We start from the raw sequence: 20,461 nt of genomic DNA, 5'->3' as shown, positions 1-20,461 counted from the left end.
CCTTTGCAATTAACCGGGACATCCAAGTGCTTTCCTGCAACAACATCACCATGCAGTTCGGCGCCAAGCCGCTGTTCGAGAACATCAGCATCAAGTTTGGCGAAGGCAACCGTTACGGCCTCATCGGTGCCAACGGCTGTGGCAAGTCCACCTTCATGAAGATCCTCGGCGGCGATCTCGAGCCCTCCGGCGGCAACGTCAGCCTGGATGTCAACGAGCGGATCGGTAAGCTGCGCCAGGACCAGTTCGCCTATGAAGAGATGCGCGTGCTGGACGTGGTCATGATGGGCCATGCCGAGTTGTGGGCGGCCATCGCCGAGCGCGATGCCATCTATGCCAACCTCGAGGCCACCGACGACGACTATATGCGTGCCGCGGAGCTCGAGGGCAAGGTCGCCGAGTACGACGGCTACACCGCCGAAGCCCGTGCCGGCGAGCTGCTGCTCGGCGCCGGTATCCCCCTCGAGCAACACAACGGCCCCATGAGTGCCGTCGCTCCCGGTTGGAAACTGCGGGTGCTGCTGGCCCAGGCCCTCTTCTCCAGCCCCGATATCCTGCTGCTCGACGAACCGACCAACAACCTGGACATCAACACCATCCGCTGGCTGGAAGAGGTGCTCAACGATCGTGACTGCACCATGATCATCATCTCCCACGACCGTCACTTCCTGAACATGGTCTGCACCCACATGGCGGATCTGGATTACGGTGAGCTGCGCGTCTACCCCGGCAACTACGACGACTACATGCTGGCCGCCACCCAGGCCCGTGAGCGCCTGCTGGCCGACAACGCCAAGAAGAAGGCCCAGATCGCCGATCTGCAGTCGTTCGTGTCACGCTTTAGCGCCAACGCCTCCAAATCCCGTCAGGCCACCTCGCGCCTCAAGCAGATCGACAAGATCAAGATTGAAGAGGTCAAGGCATCCAGCCGCCAGAACCCCTTCATTCGCTTCGATCAGGACAAGCAGCTCTACCGCAACATCCTCGAGATGGAGGGAGTCTCCAAGGGCTACGGCGACGGCCCCCTGTTCAAGGGTCTCAGCATGCTGCTGGAAGTGGGCGAGAAGGTTGCCATCCTGGGAACCAACGGTATCGGTAAGTCGACCCTGATCAAGACGCTGGTGGGTGAGTTCGCGCCCGACACTGGCTCCATCAAGTGGTCCGAAAACGCCCAGATCGGCTACTACGCTCAGGACCATGCCGAGGACTTCGACACCGACCTCAGCGTGTTCGACTGGATGGCCCAGTGGAAAAAGGAAGGGGATGACGAGCAGGCCGTGCGCTCTGTGCTCGGTCGCCTGCTCTTCTCCCAGGATGACATCAGAAAGCCGGTCAAGGTGCTTTCCGGTGGCGAGCAGGGCCGTATGATCTTCGGCAAGCTCATCATGCAACGCCCCAACATCCTCATCATGGATGAGCCGACCAACCACCTGGACATGGAATCTATCGAATCCTTGAACCTGGCACTGGAGATGTACAAGGGCACCCTGATCTTCGTCTCCCACGACCGGGAATTCGTCTCGTCGCTCGCGACCCGCATTCTGGAGCTGACCGAAAACGGCATCCGCGACTTTAGCGGCAGCTACGACGACTACCTGCGCAGTCAGGGCATCGTCTAAGGCTCGCAGCAATACCAAAGCCCTGCACTAGCAGGGCTTTTTCTTGCCGGCTATCCCGGGCTGATTTTGGGCAATAAAAAAGGAGGCCAAGGGCCTCCTTTTAGCATGACAGTCCGGCGATTAGGCCAGAGCAGCCTTTGCCTTTTCAACCAGAGCGGTGAAAGCAACCTTGTCGTGAACGGCGATATCAGCCAGGATCTTGCGATCGATCTCGATGGAAGCTTTCTTCAGACCATCGATCAGACGGCTGTAAGACAGGCCGTTCTGACGGGAAGCCGCGTTGATACGGGCAATCCACAGCTGACGGAACTGACGCTTCTTCTGACGACGGTCACGATAGGCGTACTGACCGGCCTTGATTACCGCTTGAATCGCTACGCGATATACGCGGGAACGGGCACCGTAGTAACCTTTAGCTGCTTTCAGAACTTTCTTGTGACGAGCACGAGCGGTCACACCACGTTTTACTCTCGGCATTTCTCACATCCCTCTCTTATGCGTACGGCAGGCAGGCAACAACACGTTTCTTGTCAGAGGCAGAGACCATGGTCTTCGGGCCCAGCTGACGTTTACGCTTGCTGCTCTTCTTGGTCAGGATGTGACGCAGGTGGGCGTGCTTGCACTTGAAGCCACCAGAGCCAGTCTTCTTGAAGCGCTTGGCAGCGCCCCGGTTGGTTTTGAGTTTCGGCATTTCTAACTCCGCATTGTGAGTAACAACAAAATAGTCAGGCGAACAGGCTCGCGGGTTACCCCACGAGCCTGTCACTTGTGGGCCTGATTATTTCTTCTTGGGTGCGAGGACCATCACAGCTTGACGGCCTTCGACTTTCGGGAAGGACTCGACCACGGCCAGCTCTTCCAGATCGCTCTTGACGCGCTCCAGCACCTTGATACCAAGATCCTGGTGAGCCATTTCACGACCACGGAAGCGCAAGGTCACCTTGGCCTTGTCACCTTCCTCGAGGAAGCGAACCAGGTTGCGCAGTTTTACCTGGTAGTCGCCTTCATCGGTACCAGGACGGAATTTGATCTCCTTAACCTGGACAACTTTTTGTTTCTTCTTCTGCTCTTTGGCAGTCTTGCTCTTTTCGTAGAGGAACTTGCCGTAATCCATGATCCGGCAAACGGGCGGCTCAGCGTTAGGACTGATCTCTACCAGATCGACCCCGGCTTCAACGGCCAGGTTCAGGGCTTCCTGGATAGTGACGATACCCAAGGGTTCTCCGTCAACACCAGTCAGACGAACCTCTTTGAGACGAATTTCGGTATTGATACGATGAGCGCGGGCTTGCGGCTGCTTGCCCAGTTTTTTTCCGCCTTTTATAGCTTATTCCTCCACTCTTTTTTGTCCGCGGGTCTGAACTTCCTGAGTGAGCAGTGCAATCAGCTCCTCAACCGGATAGGTTCCCAGGTCAGCCCCCTTGCGAGTGCGAACAGCAATTTTGCCGGATTCGACTTCTTTGTCGCCGCAAACCAGCATATAGGGCACTCGCTTCAAAGTATGCTCGCGGATTTTAAAGCCAATCTTCTCATTTCTCAAGTCTGCTTTCGCACGCAGACCCGCATCATTCAATGCCTTGGCCACTTGAACCGCATAATCGGCCTGGTTGTCGGTGATATTCATGACAACGGCCTGAGTCGGTGCCAACCAGGTCGGGAAGAAGCCGGCGTACTCTTCGGTCAGGATCCCGATGAAGCGCTCGATAGAGCCCAAAATAGCGCGGTGGATCATCACGGGCACGTGACGCTCGTTGTCCTCACCCACATAGGTGGCACCGAGGCGACCCGGCAGGGCAAAGTCGAGCTGGACGGTGCCGCACTGCCAGGCGCGGTCCAGGCAGTCGTGCAGGGTGAACTCGATCTTCGGACCGTAGAAGGCACCCTCACCCGGCTGCAGATCGTACTTCAGACCATTCTGGGTCAGGGCTTCGGCCAGGGCGGCCTCGGCACGATCCCACATCTCGTCGGTACCGATACGCTGCTCGGGGCGAGTGGAGAGTTTGACCACGATATTCTCGAAGCCAAAGGTACCGTAGACGTCATACACCATGCGGATACAGGCCGACACCTCTTCCATCACCTGCTCTTCGGTACAGAAGATGTGGGCGTCATCCTGGGTAAAGCCGCGTACACGCATCAGGCCATGCAGGGAACCGGAAGGCTCGTTGCGGTGGCAGGAGCCAAACTCGGCCATACGCAGGGGCAGATCGCGGTAGGACTTGAGGCCCTGGTTGAAGATCTGCACGTGACCCGGGCAGTTCATCGGCTTGATGGCGTACTCGCGGTTCTCGGACTGGGTAGTGAACATGGCGTGGGCATACTTCTCCCAGTGGCCAGAGCGCTCCCACAGGACGCGATCCATCATGAAGGGGCCTTTCACCTCCTGATAGTCGTACTCCTTGAGCTTGCCGCGGATGAAGGTCTCCAGCTCGCGGAAAATGGTCCAGCCGTCGTTGTGCCAGAACACCATGCCCGGGGCCTCTTCCTGCATATGATACAGGTCAAGCTGCTTGCCAATCTTGCGGTGATCGCGTTTGGCAGCCTCTTCGAGGCGCTGCAGGTAAGCCTTGAGCTGCTTCTTGTCGGCCCAGGCGGTGCCATAGATGCGTTGCAACATCTTGTTGCTGGAGTCACCACGCCAGTAGGCGCCGGCGATTTTCTGCAGCTTGAAGTGGTGGCAATGGCGCATGTTGGGGACATGCGGGCCACGGCACATGTCGATGTACTCTTCGTGATGGTACAGACCCGGACGATCATCGCGGGCGATGTTCTGATCCAGGATCTCCATCTTGTAGGTCTCCCCGCGGGCCTCAAAGGCATCGCGGGCCTCCTGCCAGGAGACCTTCTTCTTGACCACGTCGTAATCTTTGGATGCCAGCTCAAGCATACGCGCTTCCAGGGCAGCCAAATCTTCGTCGGTCAGGGAGCGGTCGAGATCCACGTCGTAGTAGAAACCGTTGTCGATGACAGGACCGATGGCCATCTTGGTCTGCGGCCACAGCTGCTTGATGGCATGGCCGAGCAGGTGCGCACAGGAGTGACGCAGGATCTCCAGCCCCTCTTCGTCCTTGGCGGTGATAATAGAGAGGGTGACATCCTCGGCGATCACCTCGCAGGCATCCACCAGCTCGCCATTGATACGACCGGCGATACACGCCTTGGCAAGACCGGGGCCGATGTCGGCGGCGACATCCATGACGGAGACGGGTTGAGCGAATTGACGTTGGCTGCCGTCGGGCAGGGTAATGATTGGCATCTTGAAATCCTTATACAGTGGTGACCCACACCAAAGGCCACATGCAAAGAGTTAAGTCTGTTGAATGGACAACACGAATACACCCGAGTGTTCGCTCTACTCTGCAAACAGGCACCAAGAGAAGACACACACAGGTGTCGTCTCAAGGGCGGATCAGGTGACGGGGCATAGTAACAGATGAGATAGATAAGGGGGTAACAAAAATAGCCGCCAAGTGCCTGCCCTACTGGATCCCTTGGCAACGACAACGGTAGAGAAACAGCCGCATGGAGGCATCAGCCTCGGCGGCGGACAACTCCCGGCAGCATGTGCCTTGCAACGGAGAGAGGCTGACGAGCAGGATGCGAGCCTGCTCCAGAGTCAAGGCACCAGAGGCCACGGCGGGCTCTAGCCAATCGGGAAGGGGTTCCATGATGTGCCTCCTGACAATCTAATGACACGCTCGATAACGCAATGCATTAATGCTGCCAAGGCTCCATCACGATTTGACGAGCCGTTCCAACTCATCGAAGGAGAAGCTCCCCTCCCCGAGTTCGTACTTGGCCATCTCTTGTAATACGCGCAGGGCCGATTCATTGCCACTCGAGGCTGCCCTCACCAGCCATCGCTTCCCCTTCTCCCATTCATGCCGGCCCTCGATCCCCAGCAGGCAGAGCACCCCAAACTTGAGCTGCGCCGCCACCACCCCACTTTTGGCGGCAATCTCCATCCATCGATAGGCTGCCCCCAGGTCCTGCCTGGTTCCCTCCCCTCTCAGATAAACCTCGGCCAGACGATATTGGCCGCTTGCCTCGCCACGCCTGGCGGCATCCTCATAGAGGGCGATGGCCGTCCGGCTATCCTGAGCGACACCGGCACCGGCCTCGTAGGCATGGGCGAGCAAAACCTGGGCTCTGAGATCGCCCTGCTCGCGCAGACGTTGCCAAATTGCAACCGCATCGACAAAACGCGACTCCTGCCAGGCCTGCTGGGCACGCTGCCAATCGCTGATATCGTGAATGCGCCAGAGAGCACCGAGGATCAGCGCCAGAAACAGGATCCTTTTCATTGCACGCCCCACTTTGTGACCGTCATCACAAAGGTTGTAACAACGAAGTAAATAAGGGGCAAGAAAAAATAAGGCCCTCGCGATGCGAGGGCCAAGCCAACGGAAACGTGCTTAAACAGAGCTTTGCACCCGCAGTCACGGCTTGTCCTATGGGAAAAGAGAAGCCTGATGGCGAGGTACCCGCTCAATCTAGCCACCTCATAATGTTGCGTCAATGTAAAAAATAGAGTCTTAACTCCAACTTCGGGAAACTGATCCGAAGTCACAACGCCCGAGGAGTGGCGTCACTTGGCAATCAAAAGATTTATCTGTTATGTCTTTGACAAAGGATTGAGTAACGTGGCAAAAATAATTTAACAGTCAGTAACATAGGGCCTGTTATAGAGAGACGGGCCGCAAAGTGGGAGGACCTTCATCAGGGTAAGGGCAGGAAAGAGAGTTTGTTCTGCTTTCAATACGCGATGAGACAACGAGTAGGCTTAACTTAATAGAAGCATGTCGCCGCGGCGATACGCCTTTTCAGGGTAAGCGACTATCTATTACGGGGGTAAAAGGTTATGGGCATCTTCGAGCATTATCAACAGCGCTACGAGAAAGCCAGGGAAGAGGAGTACACCATCCAGGAGTTTCTGGAGATGTGCAAGCAGGATAGTAACTGCTACGCCTCGGCCGCCGAACGACTGCTGGCCGCCATCGGTGAGCCGGAGATGGTAGATACCTCGACCAATCCACGCCTGAGCCGGATCTTCTCCAACCGGGTGATATCCCGTTACCCCGCCTTCAAGGACTTCTACGGCATGGAAGAGGCGATCGAGCAGATCGTCTCCTACCTCAAGCATGCCGCTCAGGGACTCGAAGAGCGTAAACAGATCCTCTATCTGCTCGGTCCTGTCGGGGGCGGTAAGTCCTCTCTGGCCGAGAAGCTCAAGTCCCTGATGCAGAAAGTTCCCATCTATCGCATCAAGGGCTCCCCGGTCAACGACCACCCCTTCTGCCTGTTTGATATGGAAGAAGACGGCGAGCTGCTCGAGCGCGAGTATGGCATTCCGCGTCGCTATCTGCGTCCCATTATGTCTCCCTGGGTAGCCAAACGTCTGCACGAATTCGGCGGCGACATCACCAAGTTCCGGGTTGAGAAGGTCAATCCCTCCATTCTGGATCAGATAGCCATCGCCAAGACCGAGCCCGGTGATGAGAACAACCAGGACATCTCCTCTCTGGTGGGCAAGGTCGACATCCGCATGCTGGAGCACTTCGCCCAGGATGATGCCGATGCTTACTCCTACTCCGGCGCACTGTGCAAGGCCAATCAGGGGATGATGGAGTTTGTCGAGATGTTCAAGGCGCCCATCAAGGTGTTGCACCCGCTGCTGACCGCGACTCAGGAAGGGAACTACAACGGCACCGAGGGGATCTCTGCCCTGCCGTTTGAGGGGATCATCCTCGCCCACTCCAACGAGTCGGAATGGCAGCAGTTCAAGAACAACAAGAACAACGAGGCATTCCTCGATCGGGTCTACATCGTCAAGGTGCCTTACTGCCTGCGCGTCTCGGAAGAGGTGAAGATCTACGAGAAGTTGCTGCAAAACAGCCAGTTGACCGAGGCCAAGTGTGCCCCGGGCACCCTGGAGCTGCTCGGCCAGTTCTCTGTCCTCTCTCGCCTCAAGGAGCCCGAGAACTCCAGCCTCTACTCCAAGATGCGGGTCTATGACGGTGAGAGCCTCAAAGATACGGACCCCAAGGCCAAGAGCCACCAGGAGTATCGCGACTATGCCGGCGTCGACGAGGGGATGAATGGCCTCTCGACCCGCTTCGCGTTCAAGATCCTCTCCCGGGTGTTCAACTTCGACCACTCGGAGGTGGCCGCCAACCCGGTGCATCTCTTCTATGTGCTCGAGCAACAGATAGAGCGCGAGCAGTTCCCCCAAGAGCTGCATGACCGCTATCTGGAGTTCATCAAGGGATATCTTATCCCCCGCTATGTGGAGTTTATTGGCAAGGAGATCCAGACCGCCTATCTGGAGTCCTACTCTGAATATGGGCAGAACATCTTCGACCGTTATGTCACCTACGCCGACTTCTGGATTCAGGATCAGGAGTACCGCGATCCCGAGACCGGCCAGCTGTTTGACCGCTCCGCACTCAACAGCGAGTTGGAGAAGATCGAGAAACCGGCCGGGATCAGCAACCCGAAAGATTTCCGTAACGAAATTGTCAACTTCGTGCTGCGAGCCCGTGCCAACAATGCCGGCCGCAACCCGACCTGGACCAGTTACGAGAAGCTGCGCACCGTGATCGAGAAGAAGATGTTCTCCAATACCGAGGAGCTGTTACCGGTCATCTCGTTTAACAGCAAGACCTCGGCTGAAGAGCAGAAGAAACACGACAACTTCGTCGCGCGGATGATGGAGAAAGGGTATACCCGCAAACAGGTGCGCCTGCTCTCTGAGTGGTACTTGAGGGTGCGTAAGTCATCCTGAGCCTGATGGCCAAGGGGGGAATATGGCGCATTTCATCGATCGCAGACTGAACGGCAAGAACAAGAGCGCTGTCAACCGGCAGCGCTTCATCCGCCGTTACAAAAAACAGATAAAACAAGCGGTCTCCGATGCTGTGGCAAAACGCAGCATTCAGGATGTGGACAAGGGCGAGAGCATCAGCATACCGACCCGTGACATCACCGAGCCCCATTTTCATCAGGGGCGCGGTGGTAAACGGGAGATGGTGCACCCCGGCAACGATCAGTTTGTGGCCGGGGACAAGATAGATCGCCCGCAAGGAGGCGGCAGTGGCGGCGGCAGCGGTGAGGGCCAGGCCTCCAATCAGGGAGAGGGGGCCGATGACTTCGTGTTCCAGATCTCCAAGGATGAGTACCTCGATCTGCTGTTCGAGGATCTCGAGCTGCCCAATTTGCAGAAAACCCAGCTTAACCAATTGATGGAGGTGAAAACCTATCGGGCCGGCTACACCTCAAACGGGGTGCCGACCAACATCAACGTGGTGCGCTCCCTGCAAAACTCCCTGGCACGGCGGGTCGCCCTGCAGGCGGGCAAGAAACGTAAAGTGCACGAGCTGGAGGAGCGACTCGCCCTCTTGATGCAAGATCCCAACGAGCATCATGCCGAGATAGCCCAGATTGAGCGGGAGATCCGGGAGCTGCGCAAGAAGATTGAGGCCGTGCCCTTTATCGACACCTTCGATCTGAAGTTCAACAACTTCGTGAAACGACCGGTTCCCTCCAGCCAGGCGGTGATGTTCTGCCTGATGGACGTCTCGGGCTCCATGGATCAGGCCACCAAGGATATGGCCAAGCGCTTCTATATCCTGCTCTACCTCTTCCTGACCCGCACCTACAAGAACGTAGAGGTGGTCTATATCCGCCACCATACCCAGGCCAAGGAGGTGGACGAGCACGAGTTCTTCTACTCCCAGGAGACCGGTGGCACCATCGTCTCGAGCGCCCTCAAGATGATGAGCGAGATCGTCAGCGAACGTTATCCGGCCAGCCAGTGGAACATCTACGCCGCTCAGGCTTCAGATGGCGATAACTGGGCCGATGACTCTCCCCTGTGCAAAGAGCTGCTCATCAAGGAGATCATGCCGAGGGTTCGTTACTACTCCTATATCGAGATCACCACGCGAGCCCACCAGACTCTGTGGCACGAGTACGAATCGGTGGCCAGCCAGTTCCCCAACTTTGCCATGGAGCATATCCGCAAGCTGGAGGATATCTACCCGGTATTCCGGGAGCTGTTCAAGAAACAAGCCGCCTGAGGGGATGCGTTATGAGTGAGACTGCCATCAAGAGACATACCCCGCTCGATGACGGGCCGGACTGGAACTTCGATCTGCTGGAGATCTACCACAAGGAGATCGCCCGGGTTGCCGCTCACTACAGGCTGGACACCTACCCCAACCAGATCGAGGTGATCACCGCCGAGCAGATGATGGATGCCTACTCCAGCGTTGGCATGCCGATTGGCTACCATCACTGGTCTTATGGCAAGCACTTCATCCAGACCGAGCGTAACTACAAGCGTGGTCAGATGGGGCTGGCCTACGAGATCGTCATCAACTCCGATCCCTGCATCGCCTACCTGATGGAGGAGAACACCATGCCAATGCAGGCCCTGGTCATGGCCCACGCCTGCTATGGACACAACTCCTTTTTCAAGAACAACTACCTGTTCAAGACCTGGACCGATGCCTCGTCCATCATCGACTACCTGCTGTTTGCCAAGAAATACATCAGCGAATGTGAGGAGAAACACGGTATCGAGGCCGTCGAGAGCCTGCTCGACGCCTGTCATGCCCTGATGAACTTCGGGGTCGATCGCTATAAACGGCCACAAAAGCTCTCCCTGGCCGAAGAGAAACGACGCCAGAAAGCCCGTGAAGACTATCTGCAGACCCAGGTCAACGAGTTGTGGCGTACCCTGCCCAAGCAGGCACGCAGCGAGGGGGCCGCCGAGCGGCGCTACCCGCCCGAGCCTCAGGAGAACATCCTCTATTTCATCGAGAAGAATGCCCCCCTGCTCGAACCCTGGCAGCGTGAGGTGGTGCGCATCGTGCGCAAGATAAGCCAGTACTTCTATCCCCAGAAGCAGACTCAGGTAATGAATGAGGGGTGGGCGACCTTTTGGCACTACACCATCCTCAACCACCTCTACGATGAGGGAAAGCTGAGCGATCGCTTCATGATGGAGGTGCTGCACAGCCACACCAATGTCATCTATCAACCCCCCTATAACAGCCGCTACTACTCGGGGATTAATCCCTATGCCCTGGGATTTGCCATGTTCACTGACTTGCGGCGAATTTGTGAGCACCCGACCGAGGAGGACAGATACTGGTTTCCCGACTATGCCGGCACCAATTGGGTCGACACCCTGCATTTCGCGATGCAGAACTTCAAGGACGAGAGCTTCATCAGCCAGTTTCTGAGCCCCAAGGTGATGCGTGATCTCAAGCTCTTCTCCATCGATGACGACGACATGAAGAACTATCTGAAGGTCTCGGCCATCCATAACGAAGAGGGCTACCGCAAGCTGCGAAGCATACTGTCGGCCCAGTACAACCTGAGTAACCTCGAGCCCAACATCCAGGTCTACAACGTGGCGGTGAAGGGTGATCGCTCCCTCACCCTGCGCTATGTGCCCCACAACCGTATCCCTCTCGGGGATTCACGCCACGAGGTGATGCGTCATCTGCATCAGCTGTGGGGTTTCGATGTGATACTGGAGCAGGATAACGGCGAGCTCAGTCCCGAGATCATCTCCCGCTGCCCCGACAAAAAGAGCAGTTGAGACCAACAAAAAGCGCGCCGGTTGGCGCGCTTCTTCTATCGGGCAATCTTCAATGATCGCAGAAGTTACTGGGCATGTGTTCACGCAGCCTTGCCCAGTGCTTGCCAGACTCCACACCGTAGAGGCGCACAGCCTGGAAAACAGATTCATAGTCTTTGTTTTCCGCCAGCTTCTGCAGGGCCTGGTAGTAATCTGCTGCCGTCTGACGGGCCTGCTTGTCGGAGAAGTAGTAACGACCGACTCTGGCATACAAGCCCTTGAAACCGTTGAGGATCAGGGCATAGATGGGATTGCCCGAGGCAAAGGAGAGCTGGTGCAGCAGACGGTAATCGAAGTCGGCATAGGCTTCGGCACTGTCTTCCACATCGGCGAAAGAGCGCAGGATCTCTGCGGCGCGCTCCGGATTGTTGCGCACGGCGCCCCGAATGAAGATGGTGCTGATGTTGGTACGGGCAGAGAGCAGTTGGGCCACCAGATCGGGCACCTTGTCCTGATCCAGGCGTGCCAGCGTCTCGAGGATATTGAGACCCGAGGTCTCCCAGAAGTTGTTCACCTTGGTGGGCTTGCCATGCTGTATAGTCAGCCAGCCATCACGGGCAAGACGCTGCAGCACCTCGCGCAGGGTGGTACGAGTCACCCCGATGAGCTCGGAGAGCTCCCGCTCGGCAGGGAGGATAGACCCGGGAGGAAAGCGATTATTCCAGATGGATTCGATGATGTACTCTTCGGCAAACCCAGCCGGGCTCTGCGCTTTTATGACCATGAACGGGCTCTGCAAGTGATGACAATGTTAAAGGCCCACGAATGATAGCAAAGGCAGCGACCATGGCAAACAAAAGGTCAGTCCTCTGGGCACCCCTTTATCACTTTTTTCGTGGCTAAATCGTCAAATGATTCCCAAGGCAAACGTTAGTCTAAATGTCATCCGGCAAATTATTGATTAATATCATGGGGAACTGAGTCAAACTAAGAAACTATCACCCCCCTGTCCCGTACTGCATGGTGCATACGGGTAGTAAAACGGACGTTTTCCAACCAGAGAGAACACTATGCAGGTAAGCTTCGGACGTGCCCTGGCACAAAACTTCTTGGGGCATGCGCCTAACTGGTACAAGGCCGCCATCCTGACCTTCCTCATTATTAACCCGGTCGTCTTCTACATCGATCCCTTCATCGCCGGCTGGCTGTTGGTGGTGGAGTTTATCTTCACCCTGGCCATGGCGCTCAAGTGCTACCCCTTGCAACCCGGGGGGCTGCTCGCCATCGAGGCGGTCGCCATCGGCATGACGACTCCCTCCCAGGTCAAGCATGAGCTGGCCGCCAACATGGAGGTCTTGCTGCTGCTGGTGTTCATGGTCGCGGGCATCTACTTCATGAAGAACCTGCTGCTCTATGTCTTTACCAAGCTGCTCATCCGCATCCGCTCCAAGAGCGCCCTCTCCATGGCCTTCTGCCTGGTGGCCGCCTTTCTGTCCGCCTTCCTCGATGCTCTGACCGTCATCGCCGTGGTGATCAGCGTCGCCACCGGCTTCTACGCCATCTACCACAAGGTAGCCTCTGGCAAGGGGTTTCATCACGAGCACGATCATCAGGATGACAGCGCCCTCAACGAGATAAGCCACGACGACCTCGAAGGGTTTCGCGCCTTCCTGCGCAGCCTGATGATGCACGCAGCCATCGGCACGGCATTGGGCGGCGTCTGCACTCTGGTCGGTGAACCCCAGAACCTCATCATCGGTGAACAGGCCGGCTGGCAGTTTGCCGAGTTTGCCGTTCGCATGGCACCGGTAAGCGTCCCTGTCTTCATCTTCGGCCTGCTCACCTGCCTGCTGGTCGAGAAGATGGGCTGGTTCGGCTATGGCGCCAAACTGCCCGAACGCGTGCGTCAAATCATGCTCGACTACGACGCCCATGAAGATGCCCGCCGTACCCGCCACGATCAGCTCAAGCTGCTGGCCCAGTCCCTTATCGCCGTCTGGCTGGTCATCGGCCTGGCGCTGCATCTGGCGGCCGTCGGCCTGATCGGTCTCTCCGTCATCGTGCTGGCCACCTCACTGACCGGCGTCACCGATGAGCACGCCATCGGCAAAGCGTTCCAGGAGGCCCTCCCCTTCACCGCCCTGCTGGCCGTGTTCTTCTCCGTCGTGGCCGTGATCATCGATCAGCAGCTGTTCCGTCCTGTGATAGAGCTGGTGCTGGCCGCCAAACCCGAGAATCAGTTGGCGCTTTTCTACCTGGCCAACGGGGTTCTCTCCATGGTCAGTGACAACGTCTTCGTCGGTACTGTCTATATCAATGAGGTTAAAACCGCCCTGTTGAATAAGGCCATCACCCGGGATCACTTCGACCTGCTGGCGGTGGCCATCAACACAGGGACCAACCTGCCGTCGGTGGCGACCCCGAATGGACAGGCCGCCTTCCTCTTCCTGCTCACCTCGACCCTGGCCCCGCTGCTGCGCCTCTCTTATGGTCGCATGGTCTGGATGGCCCTCCCCTATACACTCGTACTGGCGGGGGTCGGTTTCCTCTGCATCGAGTGGGTGCTGCCGGGTATGACCCAGCAATTTTATGACTGGGGCTGGCTCACTCACCATGCCGCCAGCGCCGTCGGCGCCGCAACCGGACACTGATATGCAAGGGGCCCTGGGCCCCTTTTCTTTCCCTTTCTGCTCTGCTCTAATGCCCCCTCGACTCCCATTCAGGCGGTTCTTATGGTTGAATTCTTACGCACGCTGGCGGCCAAACGCTGGCCCTGGGCCCTCTTGGCCGGCACGGCGCTCTCTCTTGAGCTCTGCGCACTTTTCTTTCAGCATGTGCTCGGGCTGCACCCTTGCGTCATGTGCATCTATGAGCGTATTGCCGTCCTGGGTATCGTCGCGGCAGGCCTGCTCGGTACCCTGAACCCAGAGCGCCTGTGGCTGCGCTGGAGCGCCATGGTGTTGTGGGGATACAGCGCCTTCCATGGTCTGCAGTTGGCCTTGCGCCACGTGGATTACCAGGTCAATCCCTCCCCTTTCAACGTCTGTAGCCCCTATGCAGACTTCCCGAGCTGGATGCCGCTGGATCAGTGGATCCCCTGGCTCTTTATGCCGAGCGGGGATTGTTCCGAGATCACCTGGCAGTTTCTGACCCTCTCCATGCCTCAGTGGCTGGTCGGCATCTTCGCCGCCTACCTGCTGGTCTTCATCGTGGTGGCGGTGGGCAACCTGGCCAAAGGACGCTGCTGTCAGTGAATCGGACAATAAAAAACGGAGCCAGTGGCTCCGTTTTTTATATGGGGAAAGCTTAGCTGGCCCAGAAGATGATGTGATCTTCCCAGTCACCGGCGAAGGCTTCGTGTACCACCTTGCCGCGCACCGATTGGCCGGCCCTGTGCATGGCAGAGGCACTGCCGGTCAGCAGAGGGTGCCACTCGGGGAGTTGTGCCCCCTCGGCCAGCAGACGATAGGCGCAGGTTGAGGGAAGCCAGTGATACTCGTCGATCTTGTCGGCAGTGATCTGCAGACAATCGGGTTCACGGGTGAAGCGGTTGGCATAATCGGAACACTGACAGCTCTTGGTATTGAGCAGATTACAGGCGACGTTGGTGAACACCAGCTCATCGGTCTCTTCGTCGATGAGCTTGTTGAGACAACACTTGCCGCAGCCGTCGCAAAGCGACTCCCACTCGCCGGGACTCATCTCATCGAGGCGTTTCACCTGCCAAAACGGGGTTTGCATCATCTCGTCTCACTCACAACCAAAGCGGCAGGGTTATACCGGCAGCCGGGGATAAAATCAAGGCACAGCCCCTGTTCATGGCTGCGGTGTTGCCCCCTTGAGCGAGGCCTTATGCTGTGCGAGCAGGTTCTCCTGGGGAGGAGGAAGCTGCAGATAGAACCCCTGTGCAACCAGCGCCGCCATCACCTTCTCGACATTGGAGATACTCAGGGGCTTGGCCGGGTCCAGCTTGGTCACCATCACCAGCTGACCGGGGCCAAAGGTGCTTCTGAGCGCATCCGGTACCCGGGAAAAATCATCACGACGCTCGATAAAGAGATATGTGTCGGCTTTTTTGCGACTTTTATAGACTGCACACAACATGTAACTTGATATAATCCGTGCGATTGATTGCCTCTTGTGGGGGCAAACTATACCATCGGAATGTCAATAACAATAACGGATTGCCTTGCGGATCGGGGATGATTCATGGTCGAACGGGATAATGAAATAAAAGGCGCTACTTTTACCCTCTCGGTTCTTCACATCACCGATGCCAACCCGGACAAGATCCGTTCCTTGCTCGAGAGCAAGGTGGCCCAGGCCCCCCATTTCTTCAACTGCGCTCCTCTGGTACTCAACGTCGAGATGCTCGATGCAGTACCCGATTTCGAGGCGCTCAAGGATTTGGTAGAGTCCGAAGAGTTTATCCTCGTCGGTATCACTGGGGCGCGCAGCGAGGCGATGAAGACTGCCGCCAAGGCGGCCGGCATTGCCGTCATGAGTTCGGGCAAGAAACGACCGGAGCCGGTGGCTCCCGTCGCCCCCAAGCCCGAGCCGCCGACCGTGATCCCGACTCGTGTGCATGTGGGACCGGTTCGTTCGGGGCAGCAGATCTATGCGGCAGGGACCTCTCTGGTGGTTTTGGGCTCGGTCAGCCCGGGGGCAGAGGTCATCGCCGATGACAGCATCCATATTTATGGCACCTTGCGTGGCCGCGCCATCGCCGGCGCACGGGGTAATACCCAGGCCCGCATCTATTGCCAGCAACTGGCGGCAGAGCTGCTCTCTATCGCTGGAACTTTCCAGCTCAGTGACGCCCTGCCGGCAGGCTTGATTCAGAGGCCGGTCCACGTCCGCCTCGATAAAGAACAACTTCGTATAGACAGCATCAAATAGAGCTACAAGGAAGCGATAATGGCGCGAATCATAGTCGTAACGTCAGGTAAGGGCGGCGTCGGCAAAACCACCACCAGTGCGGCGCTCAGTACCGGTCTGGCACAGCGTGGTCATAAGACCGTCGTCATCGATTTCGATATTGGTCTTCGTAATCTCGACCTCATCATGGGCTGCGAGCGCCGTGTGGTCTATGACTTCGTCAACGTCATCAACGGTGAGGCCAACCTCAATCAGGCGCTTATCAAGGACAAGCGGGTCGAGAATCTCTCCATCCTGCCGGCCTCCCAGACCCGTGACAAGGATGCCCTGACCAAGGAGGGTGTCGAGAAGGTATTGAACCAGCTCCACGAGATGGGGTTTGACTATATCGTCTGCGACTCACCGGCCGGTATCGAAGCCGGCGCCCTGATGGCGCTCTACTTCGCCGACGAGGCGATCGTCACCACCAACCCCGAGGTCTCCTCGGTACGTGACTCAGACCGTATCCTCGGCATCCTGGCCTCCAAGTCTCGCCGTGCCGAGCGTGGCGAAGATCCCATCAAGGAGCACCTGCTGCTGACCCGCTACTGCCCGACCCGCGTTAACCGTGGTGACATGCTGAGCGTGCAGGATGTGCAGGAGATCCTGGCCATCCCCCTGCTCGGGGTGATCCCCGAGTCCCAGGCGGTGCTGCGCGCCTCCAACTCCGGTGAGCCGGTCATTCTCGACAAAGAGTCCGACGCCGGCATGGCCTATGACGACGCTGTCTCCCGTCTGCTGGGAGAGAGCAAGGAGTTTCGGTTCCTTCAGGAAGAGAAGAAAGGCTTCTTTAGCCGATTGTTCGGGAGTTAAGCATGTCATTATTGGATTATTTCCGCTCCAACAAGAAACAGAACACCGCACAGCTGGCCAAGGAGCGTCTGCAGATCATCGTCGCCCACGAGCGCACCAGCAGAGGGGGGCCGGATTACCTGCCCCAACTCAAGCAGGACATTCTGGACGTGATCCGCAAATATGTCGCCATCGATCCGGACCGGGTCTCGGTGCAACTCGACAAGAAGAGCGATGAGCTCTCGGTGCTCGAGCTCAACATCACCTTCTCGGACGACAAGAAGTAACCACGCCTTATCATGGTCCTGATCTCCCCCCCATGACCGGAGCCTCGCCTCCGGTCATCCTTTATCTGGCAGTCCATGTCGCCTCTCGCACGCTTTTGATTGCCTGCTGGGCGGGGAGTGGTATGGTGTAGCACCATTTATCTGAGGAGCAATCCATGAGTGTCCTGCGTTTTCTGTTCAACCTGCTGTGGTTCCTGCTGGGCGGTGTCCTGATGGGGCTTGCCTGGTGGTTGGCCGGGTTGCTCTGCTTCATCTCTCTGGTCGGCATTCCGTGGGGGCGCGCCTGCTTCATGATTGGCACCTTCACCTTCTTCCCCTTTGGCAAGACCACCATCAATCGCCGCTTCATCACGGGTCGCGACGACATCGGCACCGGCACCCTGGGGCTGATCGGCAACATCCTCTGGTTTGTGCTGATCGGCGTCTGGCTCGCCATCGGCCACATCACCTCGGCCCTGGCCTGCTTTATCACCATCATCGGCATCCCGTTTGGCATCCAGCACCTCAAGCTGGCGGTGGCCAGCCTGGCCCCCATCGGCCAGACGGTGGTCACCAAACACGAGGCCGAGACCGGCCAATACATTCGCTGATACCGGAGGGCAGGTTTAACCTGCCCTCTCTCTTTTCTGGTATCCACTGATGGGTATACCCTGACCACAGGCTCGTTAACGGAAACCAAGCATGCTGCCCAGTCACTTTTTTGCCAACCTCTCGCGCATGAAGCTCATCTATCGCTGGCCTCTGATGCGCAACATCCAGTCTGAAAATATCGCCGAGCACAGCCTGCAGGTGGCCATGGTGGCCCATGCCCTCGGCACCATACGCAACACCCTGTTCGAAGGCGAGGTGGATGCCGAGCGGGCCGCCGTCATCGCCCTGTTTCACGACGCCACCGAGGTACTGACCGGCGATCTCCCTACGCCGGTCAAGTACTACAACCCCGAGATAGCCCGGGAGTACAAGAAGATTGAGCTCGCCGCCGAGCAGCGCCTGCTGGACATGCTGCCCCCGGCCCTGCACCAGGCCTACCGCCCCTTGCTCGACTCGGCCTGCCTCGATGCCGAGCTCGCCCGTCTGGTCAAGGATGCAGACACCCTGTGCGCCTATACCAAGTGCCTGGAGGAGCTGGCGGCGGGCAACCGGGAGTTTGAGCCGGCCCGTCGACGCCTCGAGGAGATGCTGGATCAGCGCATGAGTCCGGAGATGCGCTACTTTATCGACACCTTCGTGCCGAGTTTCTCCCTGCCCCTGGACGAGCTCAACGCCCACTGAGCACCCATGAAAAGAGGGAGGCCAGTGGCCTCCCTCCTCATCACCCTGTGCGCCCCTAGCGCCCCAGCTCCCTGGCCGGTACCAGGCCGCTGGCCCGCCACGCCGGGTAGAGGGTGGCGATAAAACTCATCAGGATAGCGGCTCCCGTGACCAGCCCCAGATCGAGCCAGTGCAGCTCGGTGGGTAAAAAGTCGATGAAATAGATCTCGGGGTTGAGGAAGCGATGGCCGATGAGACGCTCCAGCCCTCCCATGATGGGGGTGAGATACTCGGAGAGCACTCCGCCGAGCAGGGCGCCGAGCAGGGCACCGAGCACACCATTGACCATCCCCTGGATGACGAAGGTCTGGCGGATCTGGGCCGCGCTCGCCCCCATGGTCTTGAGGATAGCGATCTCCCCGCGCTTCTCATTGACCGACATCACCAGGGTCGAGACGATGTTAAAGCAAGCCACCGCCACCACCATCAGCATCACCACCACCATGACGGTACGCACCATCTGGATATCCTGATAGAGATAGCCCTGGCTGTTCATCCAGCTGCGGATATAGACGTGGTGGGGAAACTTGCTGGCGGCGGCCACGGTGATGGATTGCGCCTTGAATACGTCATCCACCTTGAGGCTAAAGCCCGTGACCGCGCTCCCCATTCCCGTGATGCTCTGGGCATCGGCCAGGTGCATGAAGCCAAGCAGGCCATCGAGCTGGCCACCTATTTCGAGCAGCCCCACCACCTTGAGCAGCTGGCGTCTGGGTTGCTTGATCCCCTCACCGCCCTCGGGCATCAGCAGCCCCACCGTATCGCCCACCTTGAGGCCCAGCTTGCGGGCGATGGCGGCGCCCAGAATGACCCCGTTCTCCCCCTCCTCAAGCTCGGCGAATCCCTTGCCGGTCATGTACTCGTCGGCATCGGAGATCTGCTCCTCATACTCGGGCAGGATGGCGCGCAGCTGCACCCCCTTGAGGTGGTTGCCGCTCTCGAGCAGGCCGTTGATGCGGATGACGGGGCTCACCGCCGCCACCCCGGGCTGGGCCAGCAGATACTCTCTTAGCCCGGGCCAGTCGGCGATGGGCGATTCGACCGCATCGAGCTCCCCCTGGGGGATCACGGTCAGCACCCGGTTTTTGAGCTCACGCTCGAAACCGTTCATGGCCGAGAGACCGAGGATGAGCGCCATCACCCCGAGGGCAATGCCGATAAGCGACGAGGCCGAGATAAACGAGATGAAACCGTTACGCTGGCGTGAACGGCTGTAGCGCAGGCCCAGAAAGAGGGGCAGCGGCTTGAACATCAGGCAACCTCCGCCATCACGCCGCTCACCAGGGTGACCCGGCGATGCAGCTTGGCCGCCAGGCCCAGATCGTGGGTCACCACCACGAAGGCGGTGCCCAGCTCACGGTTAAGCTCGCACAAGAGCTCGTAGACGGCGGTGGCGCTGGCGTGATCCAGGTTACCGGTCGGCTCGTCGGCCAGCACCAGGCTCGGCTCCCCGACCAGGGCGCGGGCGATGGCCACTCGCTGGCGCTCACCACCGGAGAGTTCGGAGGGCCTGTGATGGAGTCGATGGGAGAGACCGACCCGTGCCAGCATGGCCGCCGCCTTGTCGCTCGCCTCCTTGACGCTGGCGCCGCCGATGAGCAGGGGCATGGCGGCGTTCTCCAGGGCGCTGAACTCCGAGAGCAGGTGATGGAACTGGTAGACAAACCCCAGCTCCCGGTTACGGAAACGGGCCTGCTCGCCGCTGCTCCAGCCGTGGATATCCTGGCCGCGAAACAGCACCTTCCCAGAGGTAGGGGTATCCAGGGCTCCGAGCAGGTGCAGCAGGGTACTCTTGCCCGAACCCGAGCTGCCGACCACCGCCAGCATCTCCCCCTGTGCCACGCTGAGATCGATCCCCTTGAGCACCGGAGTCTCAAGCGTTCCCTCCCGATAGACATGGTTAATGGCCAGGCACTCCAGCAACGGCTTGTTCATCGACATGCTTG

Annotated in this window: 22 protein-coding genes; 11 read left to right on the top strand and 11 right to left on the bottom strand. The window is 58.2% G+C overall.

What is annotated here, in order from left to right:
• Window positions 1–26: 26 nt before the first annotated feature.
• Window positions 27–1,619, top strand: coding sequence for an ABC-F family ATPase (locus BN1133_RS17015; protein WP_050667645.1), 1,593 nt, complete (start codon window positions 27–29; stop codon window positions 1,617–1,619).
• Window positions 1,620–1,739: 120 nt separating this feature from the next.
• On the opposite strand, the gene rplT is transcribed toward BN1133_RS17015, so the two are convergent.
• The 6 genes from rplT to BN1133_RS16985 form a co-directional block, all read right to left on the bottom strand.
• Entirely contained in the window at window positions 1,740–2,096 is a 357-nt protein-coding gene (rplT, locus tag BN1133_RS17010; RefSeq protein ID WP_005355412.1) for a 50S ribosomal protein L20, read from the bottom strand.
• A gap of 16 nt (window positions 2,097–2,112) precedes the next feature.
• Window positions 2,113–2,310: a 50S ribosomal protein L35 gene (gene rpmI, locus BN1133_RS17005; RefSeq protein ID WP_005355413.1), complete on the bottom strand. Its 198-nt coding sequence runs from the start codon at window positions 2,308–2,310 to the stop codon at window positions 2,113–2,115.
• Between the two features lie 87 nt (window positions 2,311–2,397).
• Entirely contained in the window at window positions 2,398–2,925 is a 528-nt protein-coding gene (gene infC, locus BN1133_RS17000) for a translation initiation factor IF-3 (RefSeq protein WP_263434471.1), read from the bottom strand.
• A 21-nt stretch (window positions 2,926–2,946) separates the two neighbouring features.
• Complete coding sequence (gene thrS / locus BN1133_RS16995) at window positions 2,947–4,875, bottom strand: threonine--tRNA ligase (RefSeq protein ID WP_050667644.1); 1,929 nt, start codon at window positions 4,873–4,875, stop codon at window positions 2,947–2,949.
• 223 nt (window positions 4,876–5,098) lie between these two features.
• On the bottom strand, window positions 5,099–5,287 hold the full coding sequence (locus BN1133_RS16990; RefSeq protein WP_050667643.1) for a hypothetical protein: 189 nt from the start codon (window positions 5,285–5,287) through the stop codon (window positions 5,099–5,101).
• 66 nt (window positions 5,288–5,353) lie between these two features.
• Entirely contained in the window at window positions 5,354–5,923 is a 570-nt protein-coding gene (locus BN1133_RS16985) for a tetratricopeptide repeat protein (protein ID WP_050667642.1), read from the bottom strand.
• A gap of 557 nt (window positions 5,924–6,480) precedes the next feature.
• Here BN1133_RS16985 and BN1133_RS16980 point away from each other — a divergent pair.
• The 3 genes from BN1133_RS16980 to BN1133_RS16970 are packed head-to-tail and all read left to right on the top strand — an operon-like array spanning window position 6,481 to window position 11,229.
• The gene (locus BN1133_RS16980; protein WP_050667641.1) at window positions 6,481–8,403 is read left to right on the top strand and encodes a PrkA family serine protein kinase; all 1,923 of its coding nucleotides are present in this window, start codon (window positions 6,481–6,483) and stop codon (window positions 8,401–8,403) included.
• Between the two features lie 22 nt (window positions 8,404–8,425).
• A complete protein-coding gene (locus BN1133_RS16975) occupies window positions 8,426–9,697 on the top strand; it encodes a YeaH/YhbH family protein (protein ID WP_050667640.1) in 1,272 nt (423 codons plus the stop codon).
• Between the two features lie 11 nt (window positions 9,698–9,708).
• Complete coding sequence (locus BN1133_RS16970; protein ID WP_050667639.1) at window positions 9,709–11,229, top strand: SpoVR family protein; 1,521 nt, start codon at window positions 9,709–9,711, stop codon at window positions 11,227–11,229.
• 49 nt (window positions 11,230–11,278) lie between these two features.
• Here BN1133_RS16970 and fadR read toward each other — a convergent pair whose 3' ends face one another.
• The gene (gene fadR, locus BN1133_RS16965; RefSeq protein ID WP_050667638.1) at window positions 11,279–11,992 is read right to left on the bottom strand and encodes a fatty acid metabolism transcriptional regulator FadR; all 714 of its coding nucleotides are present in this window, start codon (window positions 11,990–11,992) and stop codon (window positions 11,279–11,281) included.
• A 286-nt stretch (window positions 11,993–12,278) separates the two neighbouring features.
• Here fadR and nhaB point away from each other — a divergent pair, with 286 nt between their 5' ends.
• Complete coding sequence (nhaB, locus tag BN1133_RS16960) at window positions 12,279–13,859, top strand: sodium/proton antiporter NhaB (RefSeq protein WP_050667637.1); 1,581 nt, start codon at window positions 12,279–12,281, stop codon at window positions 13,857–13,859.
• An 81-nt stretch (window positions 13,860–13,940) separates the two neighbouring features.
• Entirely contained in the window at window positions 13,941–14,462 is a 522-nt protein-coding gene (gene dsbB / locus BN1133_RS16955; RefSeq protein WP_050667636.1) for a disulfide bond formation protein DsbB, read from the top strand.
• Window positions 14,463–14,514: 52 nt separating this feature from the next.
• On the opposite strand, the gene BN1133_RS16950 is transcribed toward dsbB, so the two are convergent.
• Together BN1133_RS16950 and BN1133_RS16945 are read right to left on the bottom strand one after the other, a co-directional pair.
• Window positions 14,515–14,949, bottom strand: a complete 435-nt coding sequence (locus BN1133_RS16950; protein WP_050667657.1) for a YcgN family cysteine cluster protein — start codon at window positions 14,947–14,949, stop codon at window positions 14,515–14,517.
• Between the two features lie 75 nt (window positions 14,950–15,024).
• Window positions 15,025–15,312: a YcgL domain-containing protein gene (locus BN1133_RS16945; protein WP_050667635.1), complete on the bottom strand. Its 288-nt coding sequence runs from the start codon at window positions 15,310–15,312 to the stop codon at window positions 15,025–15,027.
• Between the two features lie 105 nt (window positions 15,313–15,417).
• Between BN1133_RS16945 and minC the strand changes: the two genes are divergently transcribed.
• The 5 genes from minC (at window position 15,418) to yfbR (ending at window position 18,476) form a co-directional block, all read left to right on the top strand.
• Window positions 15,418–16,107, top strand: a complete 690-nt coding sequence (gene minC / locus BN1133_RS16940; RefSeq protein ID WP_050667634.1) for a septum site-determining protein MinC — start codon at window positions 15,418–15,420, stop codon at window positions 16,105–16,107.
• An 18-nt stretch (window positions 16,108–16,125) separates the two neighbouring features.
• Window positions 16,126–16,938, top strand: coding sequence for a septum site-determining protein MinD (gene minD / locus BN1133_RS16935; RefSeq protein WP_050667633.1), 813 nt, complete (start codon window positions 16,126–16,128; stop codon window positions 16,936–16,938).
• A gap of 2 nt (window positions 16,939–16,940) precedes the next feature.
• The gene (minE, locus tag BN1133_RS16930; protein WP_050667632.1) at window positions 16,941–17,204 is read left to right on the top strand and encodes a cell division topological specificity factor MinE; all 264 of its coding nucleotides are present in this window, start codon (window positions 16,941–16,943) and stop codon (window positions 17,202–17,204) included.
• A gap of 155 nt (window positions 17,205–17,359) precedes the next feature.
• Entirely contained in the window at window positions 17,360–17,794 is a 435-nt protein-coding gene (locus BN1133_RS16925; RefSeq protein ID WP_050667631.1) for a YccF domain-containing protein, read from the top strand.
• A 91-nt stretch (window positions 17,795–17,885) separates the two neighbouring features.
• Window positions 17,886–18,476: a 5'-deoxynucleotidase gene (gene yfbR / locus BN1133_RS16920; protein ID WP_050667630.1), complete on the top strand. Its 591-nt coding sequence runs from the start codon at window positions 17,886–17,888 to the stop codon at window positions 18,474–18,476.
• A 55-nt stretch (window positions 18,477–18,531) separates the two neighbouring features.
• Here the strand turns inward: yfbR and lolE are convergent, their stop codons facing one another.
• Complete coding sequence (gene lolE / locus BN1133_RS16915; protein WP_050667629.1) at window positions 18,532–19,767, bottom strand: lipoprotein-releasing ABC transporter permease subunit LolE; 1,236 nt, start codon at window positions 19,765–19,767, stop codon at window positions 18,532–18,534.
• Window positions 19,767–20,456, bottom strand: coding sequence for a lipoprotein-releasing ABC transporter ATP-binding protein LolD (gene lolD / locus BN1133_RS16910; protein WP_136613265.1), 690 nt, complete (start codon window positions 20,454–20,456; stop codon window positions 19,767–19,769). The genes lolE and lolD overlap by 1 nt, the downstream gene beginning before the upstream one ends.
• Window positions 20,457–20,461: the final 5 nt, after the last annotated feature.

Origin of the sequence: Aeromonas schubertii, from assembly GCF_000820105.1 — a bacterium.
Taxonomy (GTDB): domain Bacteria; phylum Pseudomonadota; class Gammaproteobacteria; order Enterobacterales; family Aeromonadaceae; genus Aeromonas; species Aeromonas schubertii.
This window is presented reverse-complemented; position numbering and strand designations above follow the sequence as displayed.

Coding starts and splice junctions, on each gene's coding strand:
- rplT (WP_005355412.1), bottom strand. CDS start 2,096: ATGCCGAGAGTAAAACGTGGTGTGACCGCTCGTGCTCGTCACAAGAAA.
- rpmI (WP_005355413.1), bottom strand. CDS start 2,310: ATGCCGAAACTCAAAACCAACCGGGGCGCTGCCAAGCGCTTCAAGAAG.
- thrS (WP_050667644.1), bottom strand. CDS start 4,875: ATGCCAATCATTACCCTGCCCGACGGCAGCCAACGTCAATTCGCTCAA.
- BN1133_RS16990 (WP_050667643.1), bottom strand. CDS start 5,287: ATGGAACCCCTTCCCGATTGGCTAGAGCCCGCCGTGGCCTCTGGTGCC.
- BN1133_RS16985 (WP_050667642.1), bottom strand. CDS start 5,923: ATGAAAAGGATCCTGTTTCTGGCGCTGATCCTCGGTGCTCTCTGGCGC.
- BN1133_RS16980 (WP_050667641.1), top strand. CDS start 6,481: ATGGGCATCTTCGAGCATTATCAACAGCGCTACGAGAAAGCCAGGGAA.
- BN1133_RS16975 (WP_050667640.1), top strand. CDS start 8,426: ATGGCGCATTTCATCGATCGCAGACTGAACGGCAAGAACAAGAGCGCT.
- BN1133_RS16970 (WP_050667639.1), top strand. CDS start 9,709: ATGAGTGAGACTGCCATCAAGAGACATACCCCGCTCGATGACGGGCCG.
- fadR (WP_050667638.1), bottom strand. CDS start 11,992: ATGGTCATAAAAGCGCAGAGCCCGGCTGGGTTTGCCGAAGAGTACATC.
- nhaB (WP_050667637.1), top strand. CDS start 12,279: ATGCAGGTAAGCTTCGGACGTGCCCTGGCACAAAACTTCTTGGGGCAT.
- dsbB (WP_050667636.1), top strand. CDS start 13,941: ATGGTTGAATTCTTACGCACGCTGGCGGCCAAACGCTGGCCCTGGGCC.
- BN1133_RS16950 (WP_050667657.1), bottom strand. CDS start 14,949: ATGCAAACCCCGTTTTGGCAGGTGAAACGCCTCGATGAGATGAGTCCC.
- BN1133_RS16945 (WP_050667635.1), bottom strand. CDS start 15,312: ATGTTGTGTGCAGTCTATAAAAGTCGCAAAAAAGCCGACACATATCTC.
- minC (WP_050667634.1), top strand. CDS start 15,418: ATGGTCGAACGGGATAATGAAATAAAAGGCGCTACTTTTACCCTCTCG.
- minD (WP_050667633.1), top strand. CDS start 16,126: ATGGCGCGAATCATAGTCGTAACGTCAGGTAAGGGCGGCGTCGGCAAA.
- minE (WP_050667632.1), top strand. CDS start 16,941: ATGTCATTATTGGATTATTTCCGCTCCAACAAGAAACAGAACACCGCA.
- BN1133_RS16925 (WP_050667631.1), top strand. CDS start 17,360: ATGAGTGTCCTGCGTTTTCTGTTCAACCTGCTGTGGTTCCTGCTGGGC.
- yfbR (WP_050667630.1), top strand. CDS start 17,886: ATGCTGCCCAGTCACTTTTTTGCCAACCTCTCGCGCATGAAGCTCATC.
- lolE (WP_050667629.1), bottom strand. CDS start 19,767: ATGTTCAAGCCGCTGCCCCTCTTTCTGGGCCTGCGCTACAGCCGTTCA.
- lolD (WP_136613265.1), bottom strand. CDS start 20,456: ATGTCGATGAACAAGCCGTTGCTGGAGTGCCTGGCCATTAACCATGTC.